At 72.6% G+C, this 26,581-nt stretch carries 25 protein-coding genes; 24 read left to right on the top strand and 1 reads right to left on the bottom strand.

Annotated features, from left to right (window positions below; genetic code table 11):
• Positions 1-40 precede the first annotated feature (40 nt).
• The 6 genes from hisD to Aeryth_RS10420 all read left to right on the top strand — a co-directional run bounded on the left by hisD (position 41) and on the right by Aeryth_RS10420 (position 5,558).
• Complete coding sequence (hisD, locus tag Aeryth_RS10445) at positions 41-1,342, top strand: histidinol dehydrogenase (protein WP_067858217.1); 1,302 nt, start codon at positions 41-43, stop codon at positions 1,340-1,342.
• Entirely contained in the window at positions 1,342-2,433 is a 1,092-nt protein-coding gene (locus tag Aeryth_RS10440; RefSeq protein WP_067858215.1) for a histidinol-phosphate transaminase, read from the top strand. Before hisD ends, Aeryth_RS10440 begins: the two co-directional genes overlap by 1 nt.
• Positions 2,430-3,032 (top strand): imidazoleglycerol-phosphate dehydratase HisB, encoded by a 603-nt coding sequence (gene hisB / locus Aeryth_RS10435; protein WP_067858212.1) that lies wholly within the window; start codon positions 2,430-2,432, stop codon positions 3,030-3,032. The genes Aeryth_RS10440 and hisB overlap by 4 nt, the downstream gene beginning before the upstream one ends.
• Entirely contained in the window at positions 3,032-3,682 is a 651-nt protein-coding gene (hisH, locus tag Aeryth_RS10430) for an imidazole glycerol phosphate synthase subunit HisH (RefSeq protein ID WP_067858209.1), read from the top strand. The genes hisB and hisH overlap by 1 nt, the downstream gene beginning before the upstream one ends.
• Positions 3,683-4,278: 596 nt before the next feature.
• Complete coding sequence (priA, locus tag Aeryth_RS10425) at positions 4,279-5,025, top strand: bifunctional 1-(5-phosphoribosyl)-5-((5-phosphoribosylamino)methylideneamino)imidazole-4-carboxamide isomerase/phosphoribosylanthranilate isomerase PriA (RefSeq protein ID WP_067858207.1); 747 nt, start codon at positions 4,279-4,281, stop codon at positions 5,023-5,025.
• Between the two features lie 2 nt (positions 5,026-5,027).
• Positions 5,028-5,558 (top strand): DUF1707 SHOCT-like domain-containing protein, encoded by a 531-nt coding sequence (locus Aeryth_RS10420; protein WP_067858204.1) that lies wholly within the window; start codon positions 5,028-5,030, stop codon positions 5,556-5,558.
• A 2-nt stretch (positions 5,559-5,560) separates the two neighbouring features.
• Here Aeryth_RS10420 and Aeryth_RS10415 read toward each other — a convergent pair whose 3' ends face one another.
• On the bottom strand, positions 5,561-5,899 hold the full coding sequence (locus Aeryth_RS10415) for a hypothetical protein (protein ID WP_067858201.1): 339 nt from the start codon (positions 5,897-5,899) through the stop codon (positions 5,561-5,563).
• A 32-nt stretch (positions 5,900-5,931) separates the two neighbouring features.
• Here Aeryth_RS10415 and hisF point away from each other — a divergent pair, with 32 nt between their 5' ends.
• The 18 genes from hisF to Aeryth_RS10325 all read left to right on the top strand — a co-directional run bounded on the left by hisF (position 5,932) and on the right by Aeryth_RS10325 (position 26,523).
• A complete protein-coding gene (gene hisF / locus Aeryth_RS10410) occupies positions 5,932-6,708 on the top strand; it encodes an imidazole glycerol phosphate synthase subunit HisF (protein WP_067858198.1) in 777 nt (258 codons plus the stop codon).
• Complete coding sequence (locus Aeryth_RS10405) at positions 6,698-8,500, top strand: ABC transporter ATP-binding protein (RefSeq protein WP_335338721.1); 1,803 nt, start codon at positions 6,698-6,700, stop codon at positions 8,498-8,500. Before hisF ends, Aeryth_RS10405 begins: the two co-directional genes overlap by 11 nt.
• Positions 8,497-10,311: an ABC transporter ATP-binding protein gene (locus tag Aeryth_RS10400; protein ID WP_067858192.1), complete on the top strand. Its 1,815-nt coding sequence runs from the start codon at positions 8,497-8,499 to the stop codon at positions 10,309-10,311. The genes Aeryth_RS10405 and Aeryth_RS10400 overlap by 4 nt, the downstream gene beginning before the upstream one ends.
• 20 nt (positions 10,312-10,331) lie before the next feature.
• Positions 10,332-10,670 carry a phosphoribosyl-AMP cyclohydrolase gene (gene hisI, locus Aeryth_RS10395; RefSeq protein ID WP_202967660.1) on the top strand — a complete coding sequence of 113 codons (339 nt, stop codon included), beginning with the start codon at positions 10,332-10,334 and terminating at the stop codon, positions 10,668-10,670.
• Positions 10,667-11,254, top strand: a complete 588-nt coding sequence (locus tag Aeryth_RS10390) for a Trp biosynthesis-associated membrane protein (protein ID WP_067858186.1) — start codon at positions 10,667-10,669, stop codon at positions 11,252-11,254. Before hisI ends, Aeryth_RS10390 begins: the two co-directional genes overlap by 4 nt.
• Before the next feature lie 98 nt (positions 11,255-11,352).
• Complete coding sequence (locus Aeryth_RS10385; RefSeq protein WP_067858183.1) at positions 11,353-12,543, top strand: glycosyltransferase family 4 protein; 1,191 nt, start codon at positions 11,353-11,355, stop codon at positions 12,541-12,543.
• Complete coding sequence (locus Aeryth_RS10380) at positions 12,540-13,301, top strand: hypothetical protein (RefSeq protein ID WP_067858180.1); 762 nt, start codon at positions 12,540-12,542, stop codon at positions 13,299-13,301. The genes Aeryth_RS10385 and Aeryth_RS10380 overlap by 4 nt, the downstream gene beginning before the upstream one ends.
• The gene (locus tag Aeryth_RS10375; protein WP_067858177.1) at positions 13,301-14,041 is read left to right on the top strand and encodes a sugar transferase; all 741 of its coding nucleotides are present in this window, start codon (positions 13,301-13,303) and stop codon (positions 14,039-14,041) included. Before Aeryth_RS10380 ends, Aeryth_RS10375 begins: the two co-directional genes overlap by 1 nt.
• A 38-nt stretch (positions 14,042-14,079) precedes the next feature.
• Positions 14,080-14,325, top strand: a complete 246-nt coding sequence (locus tag Aeryth_RS10370; RefSeq protein ID WP_067858174.1) for an HGxxPAAW family protein — start codon at positions 14,080-14,082, stop codon at positions 14,323-14,325.
• 7 nt (positions 14,326-14,332) lie between these two features.
• Complete coding sequence (locus Aeryth_RS10365) at positions 14,333-14,992, top strand: RDD family protein (protein WP_067858171.1); 660 nt, start codon at positions 14,333-14,335, stop codon at positions 14,990-14,992.
• 120 nt (positions 14,993-15,112) lie between these two features.
• Positions 15,113-15,598 carry a hypothetical protein gene (locus tag Aeryth_RS10360; RefSeq protein ID WP_067858168.1) on the top strand — a complete coding sequence of 162 codons (486 nt, stop codon included), beginning with the start codon at positions 15,113-15,115 and terminating at the stop codon, positions 15,596-15,598.
• A 143-nt stretch (positions 15,599-15,741) separates the two neighbouring features.
• Complete coding sequence (gene trpC, locus Aeryth_RS10355) at positions 15,742-16,548, top strand: indole-3-glycerol phosphate synthase TrpC (RefSeq protein WP_067858165.1); 807 nt, start codon at positions 15,742-15,744, stop codon at positions 16,546-16,548.
• 86 nt (positions 16,549-16,634) lie between these two features.
• Positions 16,635-17,864 (top strand): tryptophan synthase subunit beta, encoded by a 1,230-nt coding sequence (gene trpB, locus Aeryth_RS10350; RefSeq protein ID WP_067858163.1) that lies wholly within the window; start codon positions 16,635-16,637, stop codon positions 17,862-17,864.
• Entirely contained in the window at positions 17,861-18,658 is a 798-nt protein-coding gene (gene trpA, locus Aeryth_RS10345; protein ID WP_202967659.1) for a tryptophan synthase subunit alpha, read from the top strand. Before trpB ends, trpA begins: the two co-directional genes overlap by 4 nt.
• Entirely contained in the window at positions 18,655-19,515 is an 861-nt protein-coding gene (lgt, locus tag Aeryth_RS10340) for a prolipoprotein diacylglyceryl transferase (protein WP_083516392.1), read from the top strand. Before trpA ends, lgt begins: the two co-directional genes overlap by 4 nt.
• Positions 19,516-19,585: 70 nt before the next feature.
• Positions 19,586-20,308, top strand: a complete 723-nt coding sequence (locus Aeryth_RS10335; protein ID WP_067858160.1) for a VIT1/CCC1 transporter family protein — start codon at positions 19,586-19,588, stop codon at positions 20,306-20,308.
• 184 nt (positions 20,309-20,492) lie between these two features.
• A complete protein-coding gene (gltB, locus tag Aeryth_RS10330) occupies positions 20,493-25,061 on the top strand; it encodes a glutamate synthase large subunit (RefSeq protein WP_067861604.1) in 4,569 nt (1,522 codons plus the stop codon).
• On the top strand, positions 25,054-26,523 hold the full coding sequence (locus Aeryth_RS10325) for a glutamate synthase subunit beta (protein ID WP_067858157.1): 1,470 nt from the start codon (positions 25,054-25,056) through the stop codon (positions 26,521-26,523). Before gltB ends, Aeryth_RS10325 begins: the two co-directional genes overlap by 8 nt.
• Positions 26,524-26,581 lie beyond the last annotated feature (58 nt).

Raw genomic sequence — 26,581 nt, 5'->3', positions numbered from 1 at the left:
GCCTGATCCTAGGCGCAGGGACGGTCCCTAGAATCGGTGCGTGATCAGACGACTCGACCTCCGCACCGACCCGACCGCCGAGCTGCCCCGCGCGCAGCAGGACGTCGAGCACGCGCTGCACGTGGTCGGGCCGTTGTGCGACGACGTCCGGGCCCGCGGCGAGGAGGCCGTGCTCGAGTACGGCGAGCGCTTCGACGGCGTCCGTCCCGCGTCGCTGCGGGTCGCGCCGGAGTACCTCGAGAAGGCGCTGGCCGACCTCGACCCCGCGATCCGCGCCGGTCTGGAGGAGTCGATCGCGCGTCTGCGCACCACGTGCGAGGCCGAGCTCGAGCAGACGGTCGTCACGACCGTCGCCCCCGGCGCCACGGTCGAGCGGCGCATCGTGCCCATGCAGCGCGTGGGTCTCTACGTGCCCGGTGGGCTCGCCCCGCTCGTCAGCACCGTCGTCATGAACACCGTCCCGGCGCAGGTGGCGGGTGTCGGCTCGATCGCCCTCACGTCGCCCCCGCAGGCGGAGTTCGACGGCCTCCCACACCCGACGATCCTCGCGGCGTGCGCGCTGCTCGGCATCGACGAGGTGTACGCGGCCGGGGGAGCGCAGGCCCTCGCGCTGCTCGCCTACGGCAGCGTCGCCACCGGCGGCAGCGTGCAGCCCGTCGACCTCGTGACCGGACCGGGCAACATCTACGTGGCCGCCGCCAAGCGCTACCTGCAGGGCACGGTCGCCATCGACTCCGAGGCCGGCCCCACCGAGATCGCCGTCATCGCCGACGACACCGCCGACCCCGCCTTCGTCGCGGCCGACCTCATCAGCCAGTCCGAGCACGACCCGATGGCCGCCAGCGTGCTCGTCACGCCCAGCGACGCGCTCGCCGACGCGGTGACCGCCGAGCTGGAGCGCCAGGTCCCGACCGCCACGCACCAGGCGCGCATCAGCACGTCGCTCGCCGGACCGCAGTCGGCGATCGTGCTGGTCGCCGACCTCGACCAGGCCGTCGACGTCGCCAACGCCTATGCCGCCGAGCACCTCGAGATCCAGACGGCCGAGGCGGCCGGCGTCGCAGCACGCATCGTCAACGCCGGCGCGATCTTCGTCGGCGCGTGGACGCCGGTCTCCCTCGGCGACTACGCCGCCGGGTCCAACCACGTGCTGCCCACGGCCGGCTGCGCCTGTCACTCCTCGGGCCTGTCGGTGCGCGCATTCTGCAAGAACGTGCACGTCGTCACCTACACCGAGGCCGCCCTGCGCGAGGTCGGGCACCACGTCGAGGTGCTGGCGAACGCGGAGGACCTCCCGTCGCACGGTGCCGCGGTGGGGATCCGTACGGGCCGGACCCGGTAATGGCCGTTCCCGACTGGGTCCCGGTGCGTGAGGAGCTCCGGGACGAGGAGCCGTACGGCGCGCCGCAGATCGACGTGCCGGTGCGGCTCAACACCAACGAGAACCCGTACGGGCCGAGCGAGGCGGCCGCCGCCGACGTCGCCGAGGCCGTGCGCACCGCTGCGCTCGAGCTCAACCGCTACCCCGACCGCGAGGCCGCCGCGCTGCGCGAGGGGCTCGCCGCCTACCTGTCGCGCGACACGCCGGCCGTCGACCTCGACGCGTCGCGCGTGTGGGCGGCGAACGGCTCGAACGAGATCATGCAGCAGGTCCTGCAGGCCTTCGGCGGGCCGGGGCGCACCGCGCTGAGCTTCGCACCGACCTACTCGATGTACCCCGAGTACGCGCGCAACACCCACACCCGATGGGTCGCGGGACGTCGGCGCGACGACTTCGGCATCGACGTCGACGCCGCGGTCGCGCTCATCGACGCCGAGCAGCCTGACGTCGTGTTCCTGACCTCGCCGAACAACCCGACGGGCACCGCGCTCGACCCGGCCCACACTCGGGCCGTGCTCGACGCCGCACCCGGCATGGTCGTCGTCGACGAGGCGTACGCGGAGTTCCGGCGCGCCGGCACGCCCAGCGCGCTCGAGCTGCTCGCCGACCACGGACGGTTAATCGTCACCCGCACCATGAGCAAGGCGTTCGCCCTCGCCGGCGGCCGCCTCGGCTACCTCGCCGCCCACGCCGACGTCGTCGATGCGCTGCGCATCGTCCGGCTGCCGTACCACCTGTCGTCGGTCACGCAGGCCACCGCGCTGGCGGCGCTGCGGCACACCGACGAGCTGCTCGCGAACGTCGACGCCCTGCGGGTCGAGCGCGACCGCACCGCCGAGCGCCTGCGCGGCCTCGGGCTCACCGTCGCCGACTCCGACGCCAACTTCGTCCTCTTCGGCACCTTCGAGGACAGGCACGCCACCTGGCAGGCCCTCGTCGACCGTGGCGTGCTCATCCGCGAGACCGGACCCCTAGGATGGCTGCGCGTCTCCATCGGGACGCCGTCCGAGATGGACGCGTTCTTCACGGCACTCCAGGAGGTCATCGCATGAGCAGCAGGACTGCCCGCATCGAGCGCAAGACCTCGGAGTCGCACGTCGTCGTCGAGCTCGACCTCGACGGCACCGGCACGCACGACATCTCCACCGGGGTCGGCTTCTACGACCACATGCTCACGGCGCTGTCGCGGCACTCGCTCATCGACCTGACGGTCCGCACCGAGGGCGACCTGCACATCGACGCCCACCACACGGTCGAGGACACCGCCATCGGCATCGGCGACGCGCTGCGCGAGGCGCTCGGCGACAAGGCCGGCATCACCCGCTACGGCACGGCGACCGTCCCGCTCGACGAGGCCATCGCCACCTGCACGGTCGACGTGTCCGGTCGGCCCTACTTCGTGCACACCGGCGAGCCCGAGCGGCAGATCACCGTCGTCATCGGCGGTGACTACTCCGGCTCGCTGACCTCGCACGTGTTCGAGTCGATCGCCCACCACGCGGGCCTGACGATGCACATGACGCTCACCGCCGGCCGCGACCCGCACCACATCGCCGAGTGCCAGTTCAAGGCGCTCGCGCGGGCGCTGCGCGCGGCCGTCGCCATCGATCCGCGGGAGACGGGCATCCCGTCGACCAAGGGGGCGCTGTAGTGCCGACCGCGACGTCGCGGCCCACGGTCGCGGTGCTCGACTACGGCTCCGGCAACCTGCGCTCGGCCGTCCGCGCGGTCGAGCGCGCCGGCGCCGACGTCACGCTGACGTCCGACCCGGCGGTCGCCGAGGCGGCCGACGGCCTGCTCGTGCCCGGCGTGGGCGCATTCGCGGCGTGCATGGAGGGGCTGCGGGCGGTCGACGGCGAGCGCATCATCGAGCGCCGGCTCATCGCGAACCGTCCCGTGCTGGGCATCTGCGTGGGCATGCAGATCCTCTTCGGCGAGGGCATCGAGCACGGTGTCCGCTCCGTCGGCTGCGGCGAGTGGCCCGGCACGGTCGAGCGCATCCAGGCCCCCATCGTCCCGCACATGGGGTGGGACACGGTCCAGGTGCCCGACGGCTCGAGGATGTTCGCCGGTCTCGAGGACGAGCGGTTCTACTTCGTGCACTCCTACGGCGTGCGCCGGTGGGAGCTCGACGTCCAGGGCACGTCGTTCACCGCCCCGCGGGTCACGTGGACCGACTACGGCGGCGACCGCTTCGTCGCCGCCGTCGAGAACGGCCCCCTCTGGGCCACGCAGTTCCACCCGGAGAAGTCCGGCGACGCCGGCCGCCGCCTCCTGGAGAACTGGCTCGCCACCCTCTGACCCGCCTCCGCTGGTCGAGGAGCGACACCCACCGCTGGTCGAGTAGCGGCACGGGCGACGAAGGAGCTCCGTGCCGCGTATCGAGACCACCCGGCAACGGCCCCGCGCGGGCCAACCCCCAGCGTCTGCGTGGAGTGGTCTCGATACGTCCGACCGTGCTCCTTCGTCGCCGGTCGGCCTACTCGACCGGCGGGAGGCCCCGCTGGTCGAGTAGTCAGGACGGCGAGCGCCAGCGAGCACGTCCTGACGTATCGAGACCACCCGGCAACGTCTCAGCGCGGGCCAACCCCCAGCGACGGCGTGGAGTGGTCTCGATACGCGCGGAGCACGCTCGTGCCTCGCGGCTCCGCGCTACTCGACCAGCGGTTGTCTCGCTGGTCGAGTAGTCAGGACGGCGAGCGCCAGCGAGCACGTCCTGACGTATCGAGACCACCCGGCAACGGCTCAGCGCGGGCCAACCCCCAGCGACGGCGTGGAGTGGTCTCGATACGCCCGGAGCACGCTCGTCCCTCACACCCACCCCGACCACATCCAGTACCGAGCCCGATGAGACAGGCCGCGGCCGGGCGCGAGCGGGCGTCGATAGCATCGCCCGCGTGAGTGACTACCTGGAGCTGCTGCCCGCCGTCGACGTCAAGGGCGGCCAGGCCGTCCAGCTGGTCCAGGGGGTGGACGGGTCGGAGAAGCGGTTCGGCGACCCCGTCGAGGCTGCGCTGCGCTGGCAGTCGGCCGGCGCGGAGTGGATCCACCTCGTCGACCTCGACGCCGCGTTCGGCCACGGGCACAACCGCGACCTGCTCGCGCGGATCGTCGGCACCCTCGACATCGACGTCGAGATGTCCGGCGGCATGCGCGACGACGAGTCGCTCGCGGCCGCCATGGACGCCGGCTGCCGCCGGGTGAACATCGGCACCGCCGCGCTCGAGAACCCCGAGTGGTGCGCGAAGGTCATCGCCGAGTGGGGCGACCGGGTCGCCATCGGGCTCGACGTCCGCGGCACGACGCTCGCCGCACGCGGCTGGACCCGCGACGGCGGCGACCTGTACGAGACGCTCGCCCGCCTCGACGCCGAGGGCTGCGCCCGCTACGTCGTCACCGACGTCAACAAGGACGGCATGCTGCAGGGACCGAACCTCGACCTGCTGCGCGACGTCTGCTCCCGCACCGACCGGCCCGTCGTCGCGTCCGGCGGCGTCACCACCCTCGCCGACATCGAGGCGCTGATGGGCCTCGTCGACATCGGCGTCGAGGGTGCCATCGCCGGTACCGCGCTGTACACCGGACAGTTCACGCTCGAGGACGCGCTCGCCCTGACCCGCGGCCAGGCCCGACCGGAGGCCTGACCGTGGCCGCGGGACCGGTGTGGGACCGCTTCGAGGCGGACCCACGCGATCCCGCCCACGTCGCGCTGCGCGCCTCCGACGCCGACCGCGACGTCGTGCTCGCCGCGCTGCGCGACGCCTACGCCGCCGGGAAGGTCGACACCGCCGAGTACGAGCGGCGCGTCGACGCGGCCCTGGAGGTCGTCCGCCTCGGCCAGGTGCTGCCGCTGCTCGAGGACCTCGCGTCAAGCCGCACACCCGCCCGACGGGCGCGTCGTGCTCCCGAGGGTGCCACCGTGCGGGAGGAGGCCCTGGCCACGTTCGAGCGCGACCTGCGCGACATGCGCACCGGCTGGGTCGCCCTCTCGGTCCTGCTCGTCGGCATCTGGGGCGCGACGTCGGTGGCCGCGGGGGAGCTGCTGTTCTTCTGGCCGGTGTTCCCCGTGCTGGCCGTCGGGGTCGGTTACCTGTCGCACCGGCTCAACCCCGAGAAGCACGTCGAGGAGCTCGAGGAGAAGATCGCCCGCAAGCGTCGTCGACGCCGCGAGGACTGAGCTCAGGTCAAGCGCGACACCAGGCCGACCAGCCCGGACACGGCGCCCACGAGCAGGGCGAGCAGGAGCAGCGCGAGGACGAAGCAGCCGACCCAGTCGCCGACCGACATGTGGTCGTCATCGACGACCCCGGCGTTCGGCGGCGGCAGCGGGAACCGCTCCATGTACTCCGCGAGGTGCGCCTGGGAGCAGAACCGGAACGTGTCCTTCGCGGCGTCGACGAACCAGTCGTCGCCCCACTCGTCCTCGGCGATGCGGCGGTGGACGTTCACGACCATCGCGTCGTCGGAGGTGACGTCGATCGTGCCGCGGCAGAGGAAGCACTGGTAGGTCGCAGGCACCGGGGAAGCATAGCCATCGGTAGGCTCGGCGGGTGAGCCTCGCCGTCCGTGTCATCCCCTGCCTCGACGTCGACGCGGGACGCGTCGTGAAGGGCGTCAACTTCGTCGACCTCGTCGACGCCGGCGACCCCGTGGAGATGGCCCGCGTGTACGACGCCGAGGGCGCCGACGAGCTGACCTTCCTCGACATCACCGCCTCCAGTGGCGACCGCGCCACGACCTTCGACATCGTCGGCAGCACGGCCGAGCAGGTCTTCATCCCGCTGACCGTCGGGGGAGGGGTGCGCACCGTCGACGACGTCGACCGGCTGCTGCGCGCCGGCGCGGACAAGGTCGGCATCAACACGGCCGCCATCGCGCGACCGGAGGTGATCGCCGAGATCGCGCACCGCTTCGGCAACCAGGTGCTGGTGCTGAGCGTCGATGCACGACGCAGCCCCACGAGCGGCGACGGGGCGCAGCCGAGCGGCTACGAGGTGACCACGCACGGTGGTCGACGCAGCGCCGGTCTCGACGCCGTGGAGTGGGTGCGTCGTGCGGAGGAGCTGGGCGTCGGCGAGGTGCTGCTGAACTCCATGGACGCCGACGGGACGAAGGCGGGCTACGACCTGGAAATGATCCGGGCGGTCCGCAGCGTTACCCAGGTGCCACTGATCGCCAGTGGTGGTGCCGGACGGCTCGAGCACTTCGCTCCCGCGGTCGAGGCCGGTGCCGACGCCCTGCTCGCCGCGAGCGTGTTCCACTTCGGCGAGCTCACGATCGGACAGGTGAAAGAGACCTTGCGAGCAGCTGGACACCGTGTCAGGTAGCGACCTCGGGTCGGCCCGGCAGGACCGGATGATGCGCCGGGGCCTCGGCCTCCTCGGGCGCGGCATCGTCGAGCAGAAGGGGCTGTTCGCCGTCTCGGCGGTCGGCAGCGTCCTGTTCGGCGCGATGACCGTCGCCGACGCCTGGGTGCTCGGCTGGGCCACCGACCACGTCGTCCGGCCCTCCTTCGCGCGGGGCGAGGTGGCCCAGGGCGCGCTGTGGACGGCCATCGGCCTGTTCCTGGCCGTCGCGACCCTGCGCGCCCTGGGCGTCATCGCCCGTCGGCTCATCGGCGGCATCGTCTACTACCGGCTCGTCGCCACCTACCGCCGCAAGGTCACCCGCCAGTACCTCGCGCTGCCCATGTCGTGGCACCACCGCCACCCCACCGGGCAGCTGCTCTCGAACGCCAACGCCGACGTCGAGGCCGCGTGGGCGGTGTTCATGCCGCTGCCGATGGCCGTCGGCGTCGTCGCGATGCTCGCGGCCGCGCTCGTCGCCATGGTCGAGGCCGACTGGGTGCTGACGATCGTCGGCCTCGTCGTCTTCCCCGCACTGTTCGGCATCAACGTCTTCTACCAGCGCTGGCTGTCGCCGCGTGTGGCCCGCGCGCAGGCGCTGCGCGGCGACCTCAGCGCGGTCGCGCACGAGTCCTTCGACGGCGCGCTGGTCGTCAAGTCGCTCGGCCGCGAGGCCGAGGAGACCGAGCGGTTCACGCGGGCCACGCACGAGCTGCGCGACGCGAACATCGCGGTCGGGCGCATCCGCAGCATCTTCGACCCGCTCCTGGAGGCGCTGCCGAACCTCGGCATCCTCCTCGTGCTCGTCCTCGGCGTCGGCCGGGTCGCCAGCGGTGCCGCGGAGCCGGGCGACGTCGTGCAGGTCGCGTACCTGTTCACGGTCGTCGCCTTCCCCGTGCGCGCGATCGGCTGGGTCCTCGGCGAGCTGCCGCGCAGCGTGGTCGGCTGGGACCGCGTCGACAACGTCCTGCAGGCGACGGGGTCGATGGCCTACGGCGACGGCACGGTCCCGGGCGCCGGAGCGGTCGACCTGCGCCTGCGCGGCGTGGCCCACCGCTTCGACGACGCCGAGCACGACGTGCTCCAGGGCGTCGACCTCCACGTGCCCCGCGGCAGCGTCACCGCGCTCGTCGGAGCGACGGGCAGCGGCAAGAGCACGCTCACCACGCTGCTGTCCCGGCTCGTCGACCCGCGACTCGGCACCGTCGAGGTCGACGGCCTCGACCTGCGCACGCTCGACCACGGCGCGCTGGCCAGCACCGTCGCCGTCGTCCCGCAGGGCACGTTCCTGTTCGACGACTCCGTCCGCGAGAACGTGACGCTCGGCCTCGACGTCCCCGACGAGGACGTGTGGGAGGCGTTGCGCACGGTGCAGGCCGACGGGTTCGTCGCACGCCTCGGCGCCGGGCTCGACACCCAGCTCGGCGAGCGCGGCACGACCCTGTCGGGCGGTCAGCGCCAGCGCCTCGCGCTCGCCCGCGCCCTGGTGCGCCGACCCCGCCTGCTCGTCATGGACGACGCGACGAGCGCGGTCGACCCGGAGGTCGAGCAGCGGATCCTGCGGGCGCTCGCGGAGCGCACGTCCGACGGCAGCGGCCCGACCGTGCTCGTCGTCGCCTACCGCAAGGCCACCATCTCCCTCGCCGACGAGGTCGTGCTGCTCGACGGCGGCCGCGTGGTCGAGCGGGGCACCCACGAGGAGCTGCTGGAGAGGTCGAGCGTCTACCGCGATCTCGTCGACGCCTACGACCAGGCGAGGGAGGCGAGCGCATGAGCAGCGACACCACGCTCCCCGGCGTCGCACCCGTGCGCGCCACCGGCGGTCAGATCGTGCGCCGCGGGCTCGCGCTCTCGCCGGCCATCCGCGACGGCCTGTGGCTCACCCTTCTGCTGGCCGTGCTCAGCACCGTCGGCGGCTCCGTGGTGCCCGTGGTCATCCAGCGCACGATCGACTCCGGTCTCGGCGACGGCGGCACGACGTCGCTGTCCGCCATCGGGCCCTACCTCCTCGGGGCGCTCGTCCTCGTGCTGCTGACGGCCGTCGTCGCCTACTGGATGCGGGTGCGGCTGTTCGTCGCGAGCGAGCGCGGCCTGGCCGAGCTGCGGGTCACCGCGTTCCGGCACGTCCACGACCTGTCGATGCTCACGCAGAACGCCGAGCGGCGCGGCGCCCTCGTCTCGCGGGTGACCTCCGACGTCGACCAGGTGTCCCTGTTCCTGCAGTTCACCGGCATCACCATCGTCATCAGCATCGGTCAGATGCTGGTCGCGACGATCATCATGGCGTTCTACTCCTGGCAGCTCACGCTCGTCGTGTGGGCCTGCTTCCTGCCGCTCGTCGTGAGCCTGAAGTTCTTCGCCGGACGGCTCAGCCGCGCCTACGACACCGTCCGCCGGACGGTCGGTGAGATGCTCGCCGTGGTCGCCGAGCCCGTCGTGGGCGCGTCGGTCGTCAAGGCGCACGCCATCGAGGAGCGCACGCAGCAGCGCGTCGACGACGGCATCCAGCGCAACCTCGACGCCAACGTCCGCGCGCAGAAGCTGGTCGCCGTCACGTTCGCGTCGGCGGGGCTCGCCGGAGGCCTGGCGAACGCCGGCGCCATCGCGGCCGGTGTCGTGATCGGCGTGGCGGGCGGGCTGTCGATGGGCACCGTCATCGCCTTCGCGTTCCTCGTCGGGCTGCTCGTCGGGCCGGCGCAGATGGCCACCCAGGTGCTCACCGAGGCGCAGAACGCGATCGCGTCCTGGCGACGCGTCATCGAGCTCCTCGACACGCCCGCCGACGTCGTCGACCCCGGTCCCGACGGGCTCGCGCTCCCCGACGAGGTGCTCGGTGCGCGCTTCGAGGGCGTCGGGTTCGCCTACCCCGGCGGACCGGAGGTGCTCTCCGACGTCGACGTCGTCATCGAGCCACGGCAGCGGATCGCCGTCGTGGGCGAGACGGGCTCGGGCAAGACGACGTTCGCGAAGCTGCTGACCCGCCTCATGGACCCGACCCGCGGCACCGTGCGGCTGGGCGACACCGACATCACGCAGGTCGCCTTCGACGACCTGCGGCGGCACGTGCTGATGGTGCCGCAGGAGGGGTTCCTGTTCGACGCCACGCTGCGCGAGAACCTGCGCTACGGCCGGCGGGACGCGTCCGACGAGGTGCTCCTGGCGACGGTGGCCGACCTGGGGCTCACCGACTGGTTCGCGACGCTGCCGCGAGGCCTCGACACGCCGGTCGGCCAGCGTGGCGAGTCGTTGTCGGCGGGGGAGCGGCAGCTGGTGGCGCTGGTGCGCTCGGCGCTCGCCGACCCCGACTTCCTCGTGCTCGACGAGGCCACCAGCGCCGTCGACCCGCAGACGGAGCTGCGCGCCACCCGCGCCCTGGAGACGCTGCTCGACGGGCGCACGAGCGTCACCATCGCGCACCGGCTGACCACCGCCGAGAACGCCGACCGGGTGCTCGTGTTCGATGCCGGCCGGCTGGTGGAGGACGGGTCGCACGCCGCGCTCGTCGAGGCCGGCGGCGTGTACGCGCGCCTGCACGCCAGCTGGGTGGCGCAGGCGTCGCTGGGCATCGCCCCGGTCGCCGACTGACCCTCTGGGAGGATGGACCCGTGAGCTCCCTCGACCCCGCCGTCGCCGCACGGCTCAAGCGCGACCCTGCCGGCCTCGTGCCGGCCGTCGTCCAGGACGCCGGCACGCACGCCGTCCTCATGGTCGGCTGGATGGACGACGAGGCGCTGCACCGCACGCTCACGACGGGCCGCGGGACCTACTGGAGCCGCAGCCGCCAGGAGTACTGGGTGAAGGGGGAGACCTCCGGCCACGTGCAGCACGTGCGCGAGGTCCGGCTCGACTGCGACGGCGACACGCTGCTCGTCGTCGTCGACCAGGAGGGCCCCGCCTGCCACACGGGCGCCACCACCTGCTTCGACGCGGACCGGCTGCTGTGACGTCACCCGCTGCCGCGCCGACCCGCGGCCGTCGGCTGTACGCGCCGTCGGTGCTCGGCCTGCTGGTCGCGGGCGGCGTGGCCTGGGTCGCCCTCGGACGCACGTGGGCCAGCACCCGGCTCGCGCCCCAGGGCCTCCCGCCCGCCGACGTCGTGGTCACGGGCCGCGACGTCGCGCCGCTGGCCGCTGCCCTGGCGGTGGTGGTCGTCACCGCGGCGCTCGCCGTGCTCGCGACGCGCGGCCGGGGCCGGTGGGTCGTGGGCGTGCTGGTCGTCCTCCTGGGCGTCGGTGGCGCGGTGCTCAGCGTGCTCGGCGGCACGGGCGACGGCTCGCGCGACGCGCTCGTGGGCGCGGCCGAGCAGTCGCCGGCGTTCACCGGTGAGGACCTCGGCCGCGTCGCGACCTCGCCGTGGCCGTTCGTGGCGGCCGGAGGCTTCGTGGTCGCGGCGCTGCTCGGCGCCCTGGTGGTGCGGCACGGACGCGGCTGGCCCGGGATGAGCGGACGCTACGACGCACCGTCGCGCCGACCGGTCGTCGAGGACCCGTGGAAGGCGCTCGACGAGGGACGCGACCCGACCGTGTGACGAAAGTCCCTCCACGAGCCGTCGCGGACGTAACCCTGGGTGCCGCGCCTCGTTGACCCGTGCGACACCGAGAGACGGTGACCACGAGTGGAGGTCGAATGCGCGTCCTCGTGCACGACTACAGCGGGCACCCGTTCCAGGCCCAGCTCAGCCGCGAGCTCGCCCGGCGCGGGCACGACGTGACGCACTCCACCTGCAACGCCTACGTCTCCGGCAAGGGCCGACTCGAGGCCCAGCCCGGCGAGACCATCCGCTTCGAGACCGTCGGCGACGGCATCGTCTTCGACAAGAGCCGCTTCGTGCAGCGGCTCCTGCTCGAGGTGCGCCTCGGCGTCGAGCTCGTGCGCCACGTGCGCCGCGTCCGCCCCGACGTCGCGCTCATGTCGAACGTGCAGATCCCGACGCTCGTCGTCTTCGCCGCCGCCATGGCGCTGTTCCGCCAGCCCTGGGTGCTGTGGCACCAGGACGTCTACTCGGTGGCCGTCCGGTCCTTCGCCGGCGCCAAGCTCTCGCGCTCCTTCCGCGCCGTCGCGCTCGCGTTCGACCTGGCCGAGCGCTGGACGTCGCGGCGTGCCAGCCAGGTGGTCGTCATCGCCGACTCCTTCGTCCCGGTGCACGAGCGGTGGGGCACGGCTCACAAGACGACCGTCATCGCCAACTGGGCCCCGCTCGATGAGATCGTGCCGGTCCAGCGCAAGAACGACTGGGCCGTGGAGCACGAGCTCGACGACGTCCAGACCCTCCTGTACTCCGGGACCCTCGGCCTCAAGCACGACCCGGCCCTGCTGGTGCGGCTGACGGCCGCCGTGCGCGAGCTCGGTCGTCCCGTGCGGCTCGTCGTCGTGAACGAGGGTCCGGCGGCCGACGTGATCCGCGCCGAGGCCGACCGGCTCGACGTCCCGCTCACCCTGCTGCCGTTCCAGCCCTACGAGCGTCTCCCCGAGGTGCTCGGCAGCGGCGACGTCCTCGTCGTGCTGCTCGACCAGCAGGCCGGCGCGTTCTCCGTGCCGTCCAAGACGCTGTCCTACCTGTGCGCGGGCCGTCCCGTCGTCGGCCTGATGCCCGAGGAGAACGCCGCCTCCGACCTGGTCGAGCGCGCCGGCGGTCACGTCGGCCGTCCCGAGGCGACCTCGCTGCCCGCGGCCGCGGCCTGGGTCGACGCCCTGCTCGCCGACGACGAGCGTCGCGACACCGTGCGCGCCCAGGCGCGTGAGCTCGCCGAGCAGGAGTTCTCGCTGGCCGGCTGCGCCGACCGGTTCGAGGCCGTCCTCGAGCGGGGTGCGCGATGACCGCCGTCACGAGCGACGCCACCGTGCAGGCGGGCGCCGAGCCCGAGCGGCGCGGCGCCGTGCCGCTGGTCGTCGTCGGCCCGCGCACGCGTGTCGGCCGCAGCCTGCTGGCGCGGCACGAGGGACCTGTGCTCGCCGTCTCGCGGCACGCCGACGACACGGCGGCGCTCGCAGGCGCCGACGTGCTCGACGTCGAGGACGACGACCTGGGCTCACGGCTGGCCGACGCGTCGGCGGTCGACGTCGCGGTGTGCGCGCTGGGCCCGGTCCACCCGGGCGTCCCCGACCACGACCGCGACGTCGCAGGCCTGCGCCGCGACCTCGGACTGCTCCGCGGCGTCCTCGGTGCCGCCGACGGCCGTCCGGTCCGCATCGTCCTCGTGTCCTCGGTGGTCGCGCTGGCGCCCACGCCCGACCGGCGCTACTACGGCGGCGCGAAGAGCCTCGTCGAGCAGCTGCTCCTCGAGCTCGTCGCCGCCCACCCGCACGCACGCCTCGACGTGCTCTACCCCGGGCGGCTCCTGGCCGCGGGGGAGGGCACGCGACCGTGGCACCGGCTGCACGCGCGGTTCGACCGCGTCGCGGCGCACGTCGAGCGCGCGCTGCGGTCGTCGCAGCCGCTCGGCCGTCGTCGCGTCGTCGGCCTCGACGCGCGTCTGTGGCTGCTGGTGCGCTCCCTCTCCCTCGTCGTCCAGGCCGTCCGGCCCGGACGCGTCGATCCGACCCCCGAGCTCGTCGACCCGAAGGTGGCCCCCTGATGTGGAAGAAGCGCGCACTCGACCTGTTCCTCACCGTCGTCGGCGCGATCGTCTGGGTGCCGGTGGTGCTCACCGTCGCGGCCGGCATCCTCCTCGCGGAGGGGCGTCCGGTGTTCTACCGCTCGCGCCGTCGAGTCAGCAGCGACGAGGTCGTGCTGCTCACCAAGTTCCGCACGATGGTGCGCAACGCCGACAAGCTCGTGAACCGCGACACCGTCCCGGTCGACGACACCACCCGCTTCCTCAACATCCCCGCCGACTCGCCGCTGTACACGCGCATCGGCCGGTTCGTGGAGCGGTTCGCGCTCACCGAGCTGCCGCAGCTGTGGCACGTCGTGCGCGGCGACATGAGCGTCGTCGGCAACCGGCCGCTGCCGCAGAACGTCATCGACTGCCTGCGCGAGGAGTTCCCGCAGGTCTCCGACCGCTTCCTCACCCGCGCGGGCCTGACCGGACCGGCGCAGCTGGTCGGTCGTGAGGCGCTCGGCGACGCGGAGCGCCTCGACCTCGAGGCCGCCTACTGCCGTGCCTGCCTCAACGGCTACCAGGCGCGCCTGGACATCGTCATCCTGGCGGCTACGATCCTCGGCGTCCTGGGCATCGGTCGCGACCGCGATGCGCGCGCCGTGCACGCCCTCATCGCCCGCCACTCCGGACGCTCGCGCTCGTACGCGCTCGCGCCCACCGGCTCGACGCGCTCCGCAGGAGGTCGCGCCAGCGGCGCCGCCGCGCACCGGTAGGCTGTCGGAGTCGTCCCCCTCGCAGGAGAGAGAGCTGCATGTCGCACGGATCGTCGCCCGCGTCCTGGACCGCCGTCCTGGTCTGCCTCGCCGGCTTCACCATCGGCGGGATCGCTCTGATCCCCGAGCCGCACTGGGTGCCCTTCACGATCGGCGCGGCGCTCGCCGTGATCGCCGGACCGCTCGGCCTGGTCATGTCGCGCATGGGCTTCGGCGCCGAGCGCGCCCCCGGCCACGGTGCGACGGCGCACGGCGTCGACGAGCACCGCGGCGTCACGGACTGACCCTCACGTGAGCAGCGACGGGCCCGCCTGGGGCGAGCGGCCCGAGTCGGACGCTCCGACGCCGCCGCCCGCCGCCCCCGCCCCGCAGTACCCGACCTACCCCGGTCAGGCGCCCGAGGGCGACGTCGCCGGTGCGCCGCACCCGGTGGCGGCTACCTCGGCCGCGTCGTCGCCGGCCCTGCCGACCGCCCCGCCGGTCGCGCCCGCGGCCGAGCCGGCCGGGTGGTGGATCCGCGTGGCCGCGGCGTTCGTCGACTTCCTCGTGCCGTTCGTCATCACCTGCATCCCCTTCGTCGCGGGCTTCGTCGTCGCCTTCTCGGGCTCGAGGTACGACGAGGCCACCGACACCGTCACCGACGTCGAGCCGGGCGGCTTCGTGATCACCGGGCTCGCCGTCGTCGCCTTCCTTGCCTTCGACGCGTGGAACCGTGGCCTGCGGGTGGGCTACCGCGGCGAGAGCCTCGGCAAGCAGCTCGTCGGCGTGCGCATCGTGCGACGCGACGGCACCGTCACCGGACCCCTTGAGGGCTTCTTCCGGTGGATGATCGGACTGTTCCTGCAGTGGACGTTCCTCGGCCTGCTCGTCGACCTGCTGTGGCCTCTGGGCAACGACGCGCGGCAGACGGTCCACGACCTCGCCGTCGGCACGTTCCCGATCCGCACCTGACCGGTCCCGCTACGTCAAGCCCGACACGCCAGGTACTGCTCGGCTGGACCCGGCGTCCGCGCCACGCTTGGATGGTGGCAGAGCCGGGGCAGCACCCGGCCCGACCGGAGGAAGAGATCCATGGAGCCGTTCCCCGCCAGTCCCGAGCCGGAGTACCGACCCGAGGGCAAGGGCCCGCGCCCGGCGTCGGTCGCCACCGCCGTCAAGCTCATCTGGGCCAACGTCGCGCTGAGCCTGCTCTCCGCGGTGCTCGCCTTCGCGATGCTCGACGACCTCATCGACCAGGCGATCGACAACGCCGGCTCCGGCGCGACGATCGACCGTGACGCGGCCCGTATCGGCGCCATCGGCGCCGTCGTCTTCGGCCTGATCATCGGCGTCGGCCTCGCGGCGCTGTTCGCCTACTTCATCGGCAAGGGCGCCAACTGGGCGCGCATCGTCTACACGGTCCTCATCGTGATCGGCGTGCTCGGGTCGCTGGCGCAGCTGGGCGGCCAGCCGCCCGTCCTGCTGGTGCTCTCGCTCGTCAGCCTCGCGATCGGCATCGCCATCGTCGTCTTCCTCTACCGCCCCGACTCGAACGCGTACTTCAAGAAGAAGGCCTGAGCCGGACGCCCGCCGCCCCGGCCCGATCCCGCACGATCGGACCGGGGCGGTCGCGCGTGCGGACGCCAGGACCCAGGGCCGTCGTCCGCCTGCTGCGCGGGTACCCTCGGGGGAGCAGCTCGAACCCTGACGAGGAGGTGGCCATGACGGTGCTCGACGACATCCTCGCGGGCGTCGCGGAGGACCGCGCCGCCCGACAGGCCACCTGCTCCCTCGAGCAGCTCAAGGAGCAGGCACGGCTCCAGCCGCCCGCGCTCGACCCGATGCCGACGTTCCGCGCCGACGGCGTGAGCGTCATCGCCGAGGTCAAGCGGGCCAGCCCCAGCAAGGGCGCCCTCGCGGCCATCAAGGACCCCGCCGGTCTCGCCCGCGACTACGCCGCCGGTGGCGCCGCCACGATCAGCGTGCTCACCGAGCGTCGCCGCTTCGACGGCAGTCTCGACGACCTGCGCGCCGTCCGCGCCCAGGTCGACGTGCCCGTGCTGCGCAAGGACTTCATCACCACCTCCTACGAGCTCTGGGAGGCGCGTGCGGCAGGCGCCGACATGGCGCTGCTCATCGTCGCCGCGCTCGACCAGCAGGCCCTCGTCAGCCTCATCGAGCGGGCCCGGTCGATCGGCCTCACGCCACTCGTGGAGGTCCACGACGAGGACGAGGTCGACCGCGCGCTCGACGCCGGCGCCGAGCTGATCGGCGTCAACGCCCGCGACCTCAAGACGCTCGAGGTCAAGCGCGACACCTTCGAGCGGCTCGCGCCCCGCATCCCCGACGGTGTCGTCCGGGTGGCCGAGTCCGGCGTCCGCGGTCCGCACGACGTGCTCGAGTACGCGCGCGCCGGTGCGCACGTCGTGCTCGTCGGCGAGACGCTCGTCCGTGGCGACGACCCCCGCGCCAGCGTGGCCGACCTGGTCGCGGCCGGAGCCCACCCCGCGCTGCAGCAGAGGCCCTGACGTGGCTGCCACAGCGTCGCGGCGATGGTGACGGTCGCACCCGCCCCACCGACCCCTCTGCACCCCGCCACGCCAGGGAGACACCCATGACCGTCTACGCCCAGCCGGACGCCACCGGCCACTTCGGCCGCTTCGGTGGCCGCTTCATGCCCGAGGCGCTCGTCGCCCCGCTCGACGAGCTCGCGGAGGCCTGGGCCGACGCGCAGGCCGACCCGTCCTTCCTCGGCGAGCTCGACCGCATGTTCCGCGAGTACGCCAACGTGCCCAGCCCGCTCTACGACGCCACCCGGTTCTCCGAGGCGGTCGGCGCGCGCGTGCTGCTCAAGCGCGAGGACCTCAACCACACCGGCGCGCACAAGATCCGCAACGTGCTCGGCCAGGCGCTGCTCGCCAAGCGCATCGGCAAGCCCCGCGCCATCGCCGAGACCGGCGCCGGCCAGCACGGCGTCGCCTCTGCCACCGCCTGTGCCTACCTCGACCTCGACTGCACCGTCTACATGGGCGAGGTCGACACCGAGCGCCAGGCGCTCAACGTCGCCCGGATGAAGATGCTCGGCGCCGAGGTCGTGCCCGTCACGACCGGCAGCCGCACGCTCAAGGACGCCATCAACGAGGCGCTGCGCGACTGGGTGGCCAGCGTCGACCACACCTCCTACCTGTTCGGCACCGCCGCGGGTCCGCACCCGTTCCCGACGATGGTCCGCGACCTCACGCGCGGCATCGGCGACGAGGCTCGCCGCCAGGTGCTGGAGCTGACCGGCAGCCTGCCCGACGCCGCCGTGGCGTGCGTCGGCGGCGGATCGAACGCCATCGGCCTGTTCACCGCGTTCATCGACGACGCCGACGTGCAGCTCCTCGGCGTCGAGGCCGGCGGCGACGGCTACGAGACCGGGCGCCACGCGTCGCCGATCACGGCCGGCGAGGTCGGCGTGCTGCACGGTGCGCGCTCCTACCTCCTGCAGGACGAGGACGGCCAGACGATGGAGTCGCACTCGATCTCGGCCGGGCTCGACTACCCCGGGGTCGGGCCCGAGCACTCCTACCTCGCCTCGATCGGCCGGGCCCGGTACGTGCCGGCCACCGACGCCCAGGCGATGTCGGCGTTCGACCTGCTGTGCAAGACCGAGGGCATCATCCCGGCCATCGAGTCGGCGCACGCGCTCGCCGGCGCCGTGGAGCTCGCGAAGGAGCTCGGCCCCGACGCCACGATCCTCGTCAACCTCTCCGGCCGAGGCGACAAGGACGTGCACACGGCCGCCGAGTACTTCGGCCTGATCGACGGCCCGGTCGTGCTCGAGGAAGGCGTCGAGGAGTGAGCAGCAGCATCGACGCGCTCTTCGAGCGCACGCGCGCCGAGGGGCGCGCCGCGCTCGTCGGCTACCTGCCCGCCGGCTTCCCCGACGTCGAGACGTCGGTCGCCGCGTTGACCGCCATGATCGAGGGCGGCTGCGACCTCGTCGAGATCGGTCTGCCGTACAGCGACCCGGTCATGGACGGCCCCACCATCCAGGAGGCCGCCGAGACGGCGCTGGCCAACGGGTTCCGCACCAGCCAGGCGTTCGACGTCGTGCGCGACGTGGCCGCCGCGGGCGCGCCCGTTGTGGTCATGACCTACTGGAACCCGGTCGAGCGCTACGGCGTCGACCGCTTCGCCGCCGACCTCGCCGAGGCCGGGGGAGCGGGTCTCATCACGCCCGACCTCATCCCCGACGAGGCCGAGGAGTGGGAGGAGGCGTCGCGCGCCCACGGGCTCGACCGCACCTACCTGGTCGCACCCTCCTCCACCGACCGCCGGCTCTCGATGACCGCCGACGCCGCGAGCGGGTTCATCTACGCCACCGCCGTCATGGGCGTCACGGGAGCCCGGCAGGAGACCAGCTCGCTGGCGCCCGAGCTCGTCGCGCGGCTGCGCGAGGTGACCGACAAGCCCGTCGGCGTCGGGCTGGGGGTCAGCAACGGCGCCCAGGCGCACGAGATCGCCCAGTACGCCGACGCCGTCATCGTCGGGTCCGCGTTCGTGCGCCGTCTGCTCGACGCGCCCGACCCGGCCAGCGGCGTCGAGTCGGTCCGTGAGCTGGCCCAGGAGCTGCGCGAGGGAGTCGTCCGATGAGCCTGTCGAGCGCCAGTCTGGTCACCTACATCCCCAGCCCCTCCACGGGCGTCTGGCACCTCGGACCCTTCCCGCTGCGCGCCTACGCGATCGGCATCATCGTCGGTGCGCTGCTCGCCATCTGGATCGGCGAGCGACGTTTCGTCGCGCGCGGCGGACGCGAGGGACTCATCAGCGACGTCGCCATCTGGGCGATCCCGTTCGGCATCGTCGGCGCGCGGATCTACCACGTCGCCACCGACCCCGAGCTGTACTTCGGCGAGGGACGACGCGCCATCGAGGCGCTCTACATCTGGAACGGCGGGCTCGGCATCTGGGGCGCCATCGCCGGCGGCGCCGTGGGCGCGTACATCGCGTGCCGTCGTCACGACGTCTCGTTCCTGGCCGTGGCCGACGCGCTCGCGCCGGGCCTGCTCGTCGCCCAGGCGGTGGGCCGGATCGGCAACTACTTCAACTCCGAGCTGTTCGGCCGCCCCACCGACCTGCCGTGGGCGCTCGAGATCGCCCCCCAGCACCGTCCGGCCGGGTACGAGCAGTTCGCGACGTTCCACCCCACGTTCCTCTACGAGCTGCTGTGGAACCTCGCCGCGGCAGCCCTGCTCGTCGTCCTCGACCGCCGGGTGAGATTCACGGGCGGTCGGGCGTTCGCGCTGTACGTCATGCTCTACACCGCAGGTCGGTTCTGGATCGAGCAGCTGCGCATCGACACCGCCAACCACGTCCTCGGCGTCCGGCTGAACGTGTTCACCGCGGTCATCGTGTTCCTGGCGGCCCTCGCGTACTTCCTGTGGAGCCGGCGTCGCGACCGTGCCGCGCAGGACGGCACGCCCGCCGACGAGGACGCCACCGCCTCCTGACCCGTCCGACGTCGGGCAGGCCAGCCTGCGCTGCGGTGACACGGGGACGATCGCGGCCTAGGTTCGTGCCGTGAGCACCCCTGAGCCGCTGCCCGACCCGGGCGCCGTCACCCACGAGCACCCCGACGTCACCGGAGGCTGGCTGCGACCGGCCGTCTTCGGCGCCATGGACGGTCTGGTGTCCAACTTCGCCCTCATCATGGGCGTCACCGGCGGCAGCAGCGACCGCACGCCCGTGATCATCGCCGGCCTGGCCGGCCTCGCCGCCGGTGCGTTCTCGATGGCAGCGGGGGAGTACACCTCCGTCGCCAGCCAGCGGGAGCTCGCGCAGGCCCAGGTGGCCATCGAGCGCGAGGAGATCGTGCGCAACGGTCCGGCCGAGCAGGCCGAGCTCGCCGCCGCGTTCGTCGCCAAGGGCATCGACGAGGCCACCGCCCGCGAGGTCGCGCAGCAGGTGCACCGCGACCTCGACCACGCCGTCGCCGTGCACGCGGCGGAGGAGATGGGCATCGACCCCGACGACCTCCCGTCGCCCGTCGTCGCCGCGGCGTCGTCGTTCCTCGCCTTCACGGCCGGCGCCGTCGTGCCCCTGCTGCCGCTCGTGCTGGGCGCCACGTCGTCGGCGCCGACGATCGTGCTCTCGCTCCTGGCGCTGTTCGCGTGCGGCGCCGTCGTCACGCGCGTCACCAGCAGGCCTTGGTGGTACGGCGGTCTGCGCCAGCTCGTGCTCGGCGGCGCGGCGGCCGGCGTCACCTACCTCATCGGCCACGCCGTCGGCACCGGCGTCGGCTGACCCCGCCGCACGCACACCCGCTGCACAGGGTCGCCTTCCTCGTCGCGCGGCCGCCGAGCCTGTACAGTGGGGATGCTGTCCTGGGCCAACGTCGTCCCAGGGTCGGACCACTTCCACGGTGGTCCAGCACCCATCATGATGACGCGAGAAGGGACTCTCGGTGAGCGCATCCACCCCTCCTGAGCTGCAGCGGACCACCGGCCCGAAGTTCTCGGCCCTCCCGGCCGCGCAGGGCCTCTACGACCCGATGCACGAGCGCGACGCCTGCGGCGTGGCGTTCGTCGCGACCCTCTCGGGCGTGCCGAGCAACGAGATCGTCCAGCACGGCCTCACCGCGCTGCGCAACCTCGACCACCGCGGCGCCGTCGGCGCCGAGGAGAACACCGGCGACGGCGCCGGCATCCTGCTGCAGGTCCCGGACCGGTTCGTCCGCGGCGTCGCGCAGGAGCAGGGCTTCGACCTGCCCGAGGTCGGCAGCTACGCGGTCGGCCTGGCGTTCCTGCCGGCCGAGCCCGACGCGGCCGCCGAGGCCAAGCAGCGCGTCGAGGCCATCGCCGCCGAGGAGTCGCTGACCGTCCTCGGCTGGCGCCCCGTGCCCGTCCAGCCCGACATCCTCGGCTCCATGGCGCGCGGCGCGATGCCGTCGTTCGAGCTGCTCTACGTCGAGTCGGCCGGCCAGCCCCGCGCCGGCCTCGAGCTCGACCGGCTCGCGTTCTGCCTGCGCAAGCGCGCGGAGCACGAGACTGGCGTGTACTTCCCGTCGCTGTCGGCGCGCACGCTCGTCTACAAGGGCATGCTCACGACCGAGCAGCTCGACGCGTTCTTCCCCGACCTGCTCGACGAGCGCATGGAGTCGGCCCTCGCGATCGTGCACAGCCGCTTCTCGACCAACACGTTCCCGAGCTGGCCGCTCGCTCACCCCTTCCGGTTCGTCGCGCACAACGGCGAGATCAACACCGCACGCGGCAACCGCAACTGGATGCGCGCCCGCGAGGCGACCCTCGAGAGCGAGCTGATCCCCGGCGACCTCTCGCGCCTGTACCCCATCTGCGACCCCGAGGGCAGCGACACCGCCTCCCTCGACGAGGTCCTCGAGCTGCTGCACCTCGGCGGTCGCGAGCTGCCGCACGCCGTGATGATGATGATCCCGGAGGCGTGGGAGAACAACGACGTCATGGACCCCGCACGCCGGGCGTTCTATGAGTTCCACTCCTCGATCATGGAGCCGTGGGACGGGCCCGCCTGCGTGTGCTTCACCGACGGCACGCAGATCGGCGCGGTCCTCGACCGCAACGGCCTGCGCCCGGGTCGCTTCTGGATCACCGACGACGGTCTCGTGGTGCTCGCGTCCGAGGCCGGCGTGCTCGACCTCGACCCCGCCACCATCACCCGCAAGGGCCGTCTCGAGCCGGGCAAGATGTTCCTGCTCGACCTCGACGAGCACCGCGTCGTCGAGGACGAGGAGATCAAGTCCCGGCTCGCGAACGAGCACCCCTACGACGAGTGGCTCTACTCCGGTCTCGTCCGCTTCGAGGACCTGCCCGACCTGGAGCACATCATCCACACGCACGCGTCCGTGACGCGTCGCCAGCAGGTCTTCGGCTACAGCGAGGAGGACCTGCGGATCCTGCTCGCCCCGCTGGCCCGCACGGGCGCCGAGGCGATCGGCTCGATGGGCACCGACACGCCCATCGCCGCCATCTCCGAGCGTCCGCGCATGCTGTTCGACTACTTCAGCCAGCTGTTCGCGCAGGTCACCAACCCGCCGCTCGACGCGATCCGCGAGGAGGTCGTCACGTCGCTGGCGGGCACGATGGGCCCGGAGGCGAACCTGCTCGAGCCGAGCCCGGCCTCCTGCCGCATGCTGCAGCTGCCGTTCCCGGTGATCGACAACGACGAGCTCGCCAAGATCCGGCACATGAACAAGGACGGCGACATGCCGGGGTTCAGCGTGCACGTGGTCCGCGGTCTCTACGACGTCAACGGCGGTGGCGCGGCGCTCAAGGCGAAGCTCGACGAGATCTGCGCCGACGTCTCGCGCGCGGTCGCCGACGGCGCCCGCATCATCGTGCTCTCGGACCGGCACTCCGACTCCGAGCGCGCGCCGATCCCGTCGCTGCTGCTCACGGCGGCCGTGCACCACCACATGGTGCGCGAGAAGCTGCGCTCGCAGGCCGGTCTGCTCGTCGAGACCGGCGACGTCCGCGAGGTGCACCACGTCGCGCTGCTCATCGGCTACGGCGCGACGGCCGTCAACCCGTACCTGGCGCTGGAGTCGGCCGAGGACCTCGCCCGCGAGGCGAACTTCGTGCGCGACGTCAAGCCGGAGCAGGCCGTGCGCAACGTCGTCTACGGCCTCGGCAAGGGCGTCCTCAAGGTCATGAGCAAGATCGGCGTCTCGACGGTCGCGTCGTACACCGGCGCGCAGATCTTCGAGTGCGTCGGACTGTCGCACGAGGTCGTCGACGCCTACTTCACGGGCACGTCGAGCAAGCTCGGCGGCATCGGTCTCGACGTCATCGCCGACGAGGTCGCCTCGCGGCACGCCCGCGCGTACCCGACCCAGGGCATCGTCGGTCGTCGTCGCGTCCTCGAGGTGGGCGGGGAGTACCAGTGGCGTCGCGAGGGGCCGGAGCACCTCTTCGACCCCGAGACGGTCTTCCGCCTGCAGCACTCCACCCGCTCGGGTCGCTACGACATCTTCAAGAAGTACACCGAGCGCGTCGACGAGCAGTCCGAGCGGCTCATGACGCTGCGTGGCCTGTTCTCCTTCAAGGAGGGCGTGCGTCCGCCTGTGCCGATCGAGGAGGTCGAGCCGGTCAGCGAGATCGTCAAGCGCTTCTCCACCGGTGCGATGAGCTACGGCTCGATCAGCCAGGAGGCCCACGAGACGCTCGCCATCGCGATGAACCGCCTCGGCGGCAAGTCCAACACCGGCGAGGGCGGCGAGGACCCCGAGCGGCTCTACGACCCGGAGCGTCGCTCGTCGATCAAGCAGGTCGCGTCGGGACGCTTCGGCGTCACCAGCGAGTACCTGAGCAACGCCGACGACATCCAGATCAAGATGGCGCAGGGCGCGAAGCCCGGCGAGGGCGGCCAGCTGCCCGGACCGAAGGTGTACCCGTGGGTGGCCAAGACGCGTCACTCGACGCCGGGTGTCGGCCTCATCTCGCCGCCGCCGCACCACGACATCTACTCGATCGAGGACCTCAAGCAGCTCATCCACGACCTGAAGAACGCCAACCCGTCGGCCCGCGTGCACGTCAAGCTGGTCTCCGAGGTCGGCGTCGGCACGGTCGCGGCGGGCGTCTCGAAGGCCAAGGCCGACGTCGTGCTGATCTCCGGCCACGACGGCGGGACGGGTGCGTCGCCGCTGACGTCGCTCAAGCACGCCGGCGGTCCGTGGGAGCTCGGTCTCGCCGAGACCCAGCAGACCCTGCTCGTCAACGGGCTGCGCGACCGCATCGTCGTGCAGTGCGACGGCCAGCTCAAGACCGGACGCGACGTGGTCGTCGCGGCGCTTCTCGGGGCCGAGGAGTTCGGCTTCGCGACCGCACCGCTGGTCGTCAGCGGCTGCATCATGATGCGCGTCTGCCACCTCGACACCTGCCCGGTCGGCGTCGCGACCCAGAACCGCCAGCTGCGCGAGAAGTTCTCGGGCAAGGCGGAGTACGTCGTGAACTTCTTCGAGTTCCTGGCGCAGGAGGTGCGCGAGTACCTCGCGGAGCTCGGCTTCCGCTCGATCGACGAGGCCGTGGGCCACGCCGAGGTGCTCGACGTCCGCCAGGCCGTCGACCACTGGAAGGCCCAGCACCTCGACCTGTCGCCGATCCTGTACGTCCCCGAGCTGCCCGAGGGCGCTTCGCTGCGCAACACCAGCGGCCAGGAGCACGGGCTCGACGTGGCGCTCGACGCGGAGCTCATCCGCCTCAGCGCCGACGCGCTCGAGCGCGGCGAGCCGGTGCGCGCGCAGCTGCCGATCCGCAACGTCAACCGCACGGTGGGCACGATGCTCGGCCACGAGCTGACCAAGCGGTACCGCGGCGAGGGCCTGCCGGAGAACACCATCGACCTGACCTTCCTCGGGTCGGCGGGCCAGTCCTTCGGCGCGTTCGTGCCGCGCGGCATCACGCTGCGCCTCGAGGGCGACGGCAACGACTACGTCGGCAAGGGCCTCTCCGGTGGACGGCTCGTCGTGCGACCCCCGCGCGACGCGACGTTCGCGGCGGAGGCGCAGATCGTGGCCGGCAACGTCATCGGCTTCGGCGCGACCAGCGGCGAGATCTTCCTGCGCGGCAAGGTCGGCGAGCGGTTCTGCGTGCGCAACTCCGGTGCGTCGGCCGTCGTCGAGGGCGTGGGCGACCACGCCCTCGAGTACATGACCGGAGGCACCGTGGTGATCCTCGGACCGACCGGCCGCAACGTCGCGGCCGGCATGAGCGGCGGTCAGGCCTACGTCCTGGACCTCGACCACTCGCTCGTCAACCCCGAGATGGTCGCGCTGAACACCGTCGAGGCGGGGTCGGAGGCGGCCGAGGCGCTGCACGCCCTCGTGGTCAAGCACCACGAGGAGACCGGGTCCGCCGTGGCCGAGCAGCTGCTCGGCGCGTGGGAGCAGTCGCTCGCACGCTTCACCGAGGTCATGCCCGTCAACTACCGCAAGGTGCTCGACGCCAAGGCCGAGGCCGAGGCCGAGGGCCTGTCCGAGGACGACACGACCGCACGCATGATGGAGGTGGCCGCACGTGGCTGATCCCCGAGGTTTCATCACGACCCCCCGCCAGGTGGCCCCGCGCCGCCCCGTCGAGGAGCGGGTGAACGACTGGAACGAGGTCTACCCCGGTGGACCGGGCAAGGCGCTGCTCCCGATCATCACGGAGCAGGCCGGACGCTGCATGGACTGCGGCATCCCGTTCTGCCACCAGGGCTGCCCGCTGGGCAACCTGATTCCCGAGTGGAACGACCTGGTCTGGCGCGACGACTGGATCGAGGCGATCGACCGGCTGCACGCGACCAACAACTTCCCGGAGTTCACGGGTCGGCTCTGCCCGGCCCCGTGCGAGACGGCGTGCGTCGTCGGCATCAACCGCGAGCCGGTGACCATCAAGAACGTCGAGGTCTCGATCATCGACCGCGCGTGGGAGTGGCGGAACGTGCGCCCCGAGCCGCCGGAGTACCTCACGGGCAAGACCGTGGCCGTCGTCGGCTCGGGTCCGGCCGGCCTCGCCGTCGCGCAGCAGCTGACCCGCGCCGGTCACACCGTCGCAGTGTACGAGCGCGACGACAAGGCGGGCGGCCTGCTCCGGTACGGCATCCCGGAGTTCAAGATGGAGAAGGTGCACGTCGACCGCCGCGTCGAGCAGATGCAGCGCGAGGGCACCGTGTTCCGCACCGGCGTGCAGGTGGGCGACACGCTCACCGGCAGCCAGCTGCGCGACCGCTACGACGCCGTCGTGCTCGCCATCGGCTCGACCGTGCGCCGCGACCTCCCCGCCCCGGGGCGTGAGCTCGCCGGCATCCACCAGGCGATGGAGTTCCTGCCGCAGGCCAACCGCGTCGCGGTCGGCGAGGAGGTGCAGGACCAGATCCTGGCCACCGACAAGGACGTCGTCATCATCGGCGGCGGCGACACCGGTGCCGACTGCCTCGGCACGTCGATCCGCCAGGGTGCGCGCTCGGTGACCAGCCTGGAGATCATGCCGCAGCCCGGCGAGGACCGGCCCGAGACGCAGCCGTGGCCGACCTACCCCATGGTGTACCGCGTCGCGTCGGCGCACGAGGAGGGCGGCGAGCGCAAGTACGCCGTCTCCACGAAGGAGTTCGTCGGCGACGACGACGGCAACGTCGCCGGCCTGCGCATCGTCGAGGTCGAGATGAAGGACGGCCGGTTCGAGGAGGTGCCCGGCTCGGAGAAGGTGATCCCGGCGCAGCTCGTGCTGTTCGCGATGGGCTTCACCGGCCCCCAGCGCGAGGGCCTCGTCGAGCAGCTCGGCGTCGATCTCGACGAGCGCGGCAACATCGTCCGCGACCGCGACTTCATGTCGTCGGTGCCGGGCGTGTTCGTGGCCGGCGACGCCGGTCGTGGCCAGTCGCTCATCGTCTGGGCCATCGCCGAGGGGCGCTCCGCGGCTGCCGGGGTCGACGCCTACCTGACGGGTGGGCGCAGCCCGCTGCCGCGGCCGATCAAGCCGAACGACCGTCCGCTGATGGTCTGAGCGACGCGTGGTGCCGGCGGCCCAGGTCGCCGCACGGAGGGGTCGGGAGCGAGTGCTC

This window comes from Aeromicrobium erythreum (assembly GCF_001509405.1).
Classification (GTDB): Bacteria; Actinomycetota; Actinomycetes; order Propionibacteriales; family Nocardioidaceae; genus Aeromicrobium; species Aeromicrobium erythreum.
The sequence above is the reverse complement of the archived record's forward strand: the minus strand, read 5'-3'. Positions and strand labels throughout refer to the sequence as shown.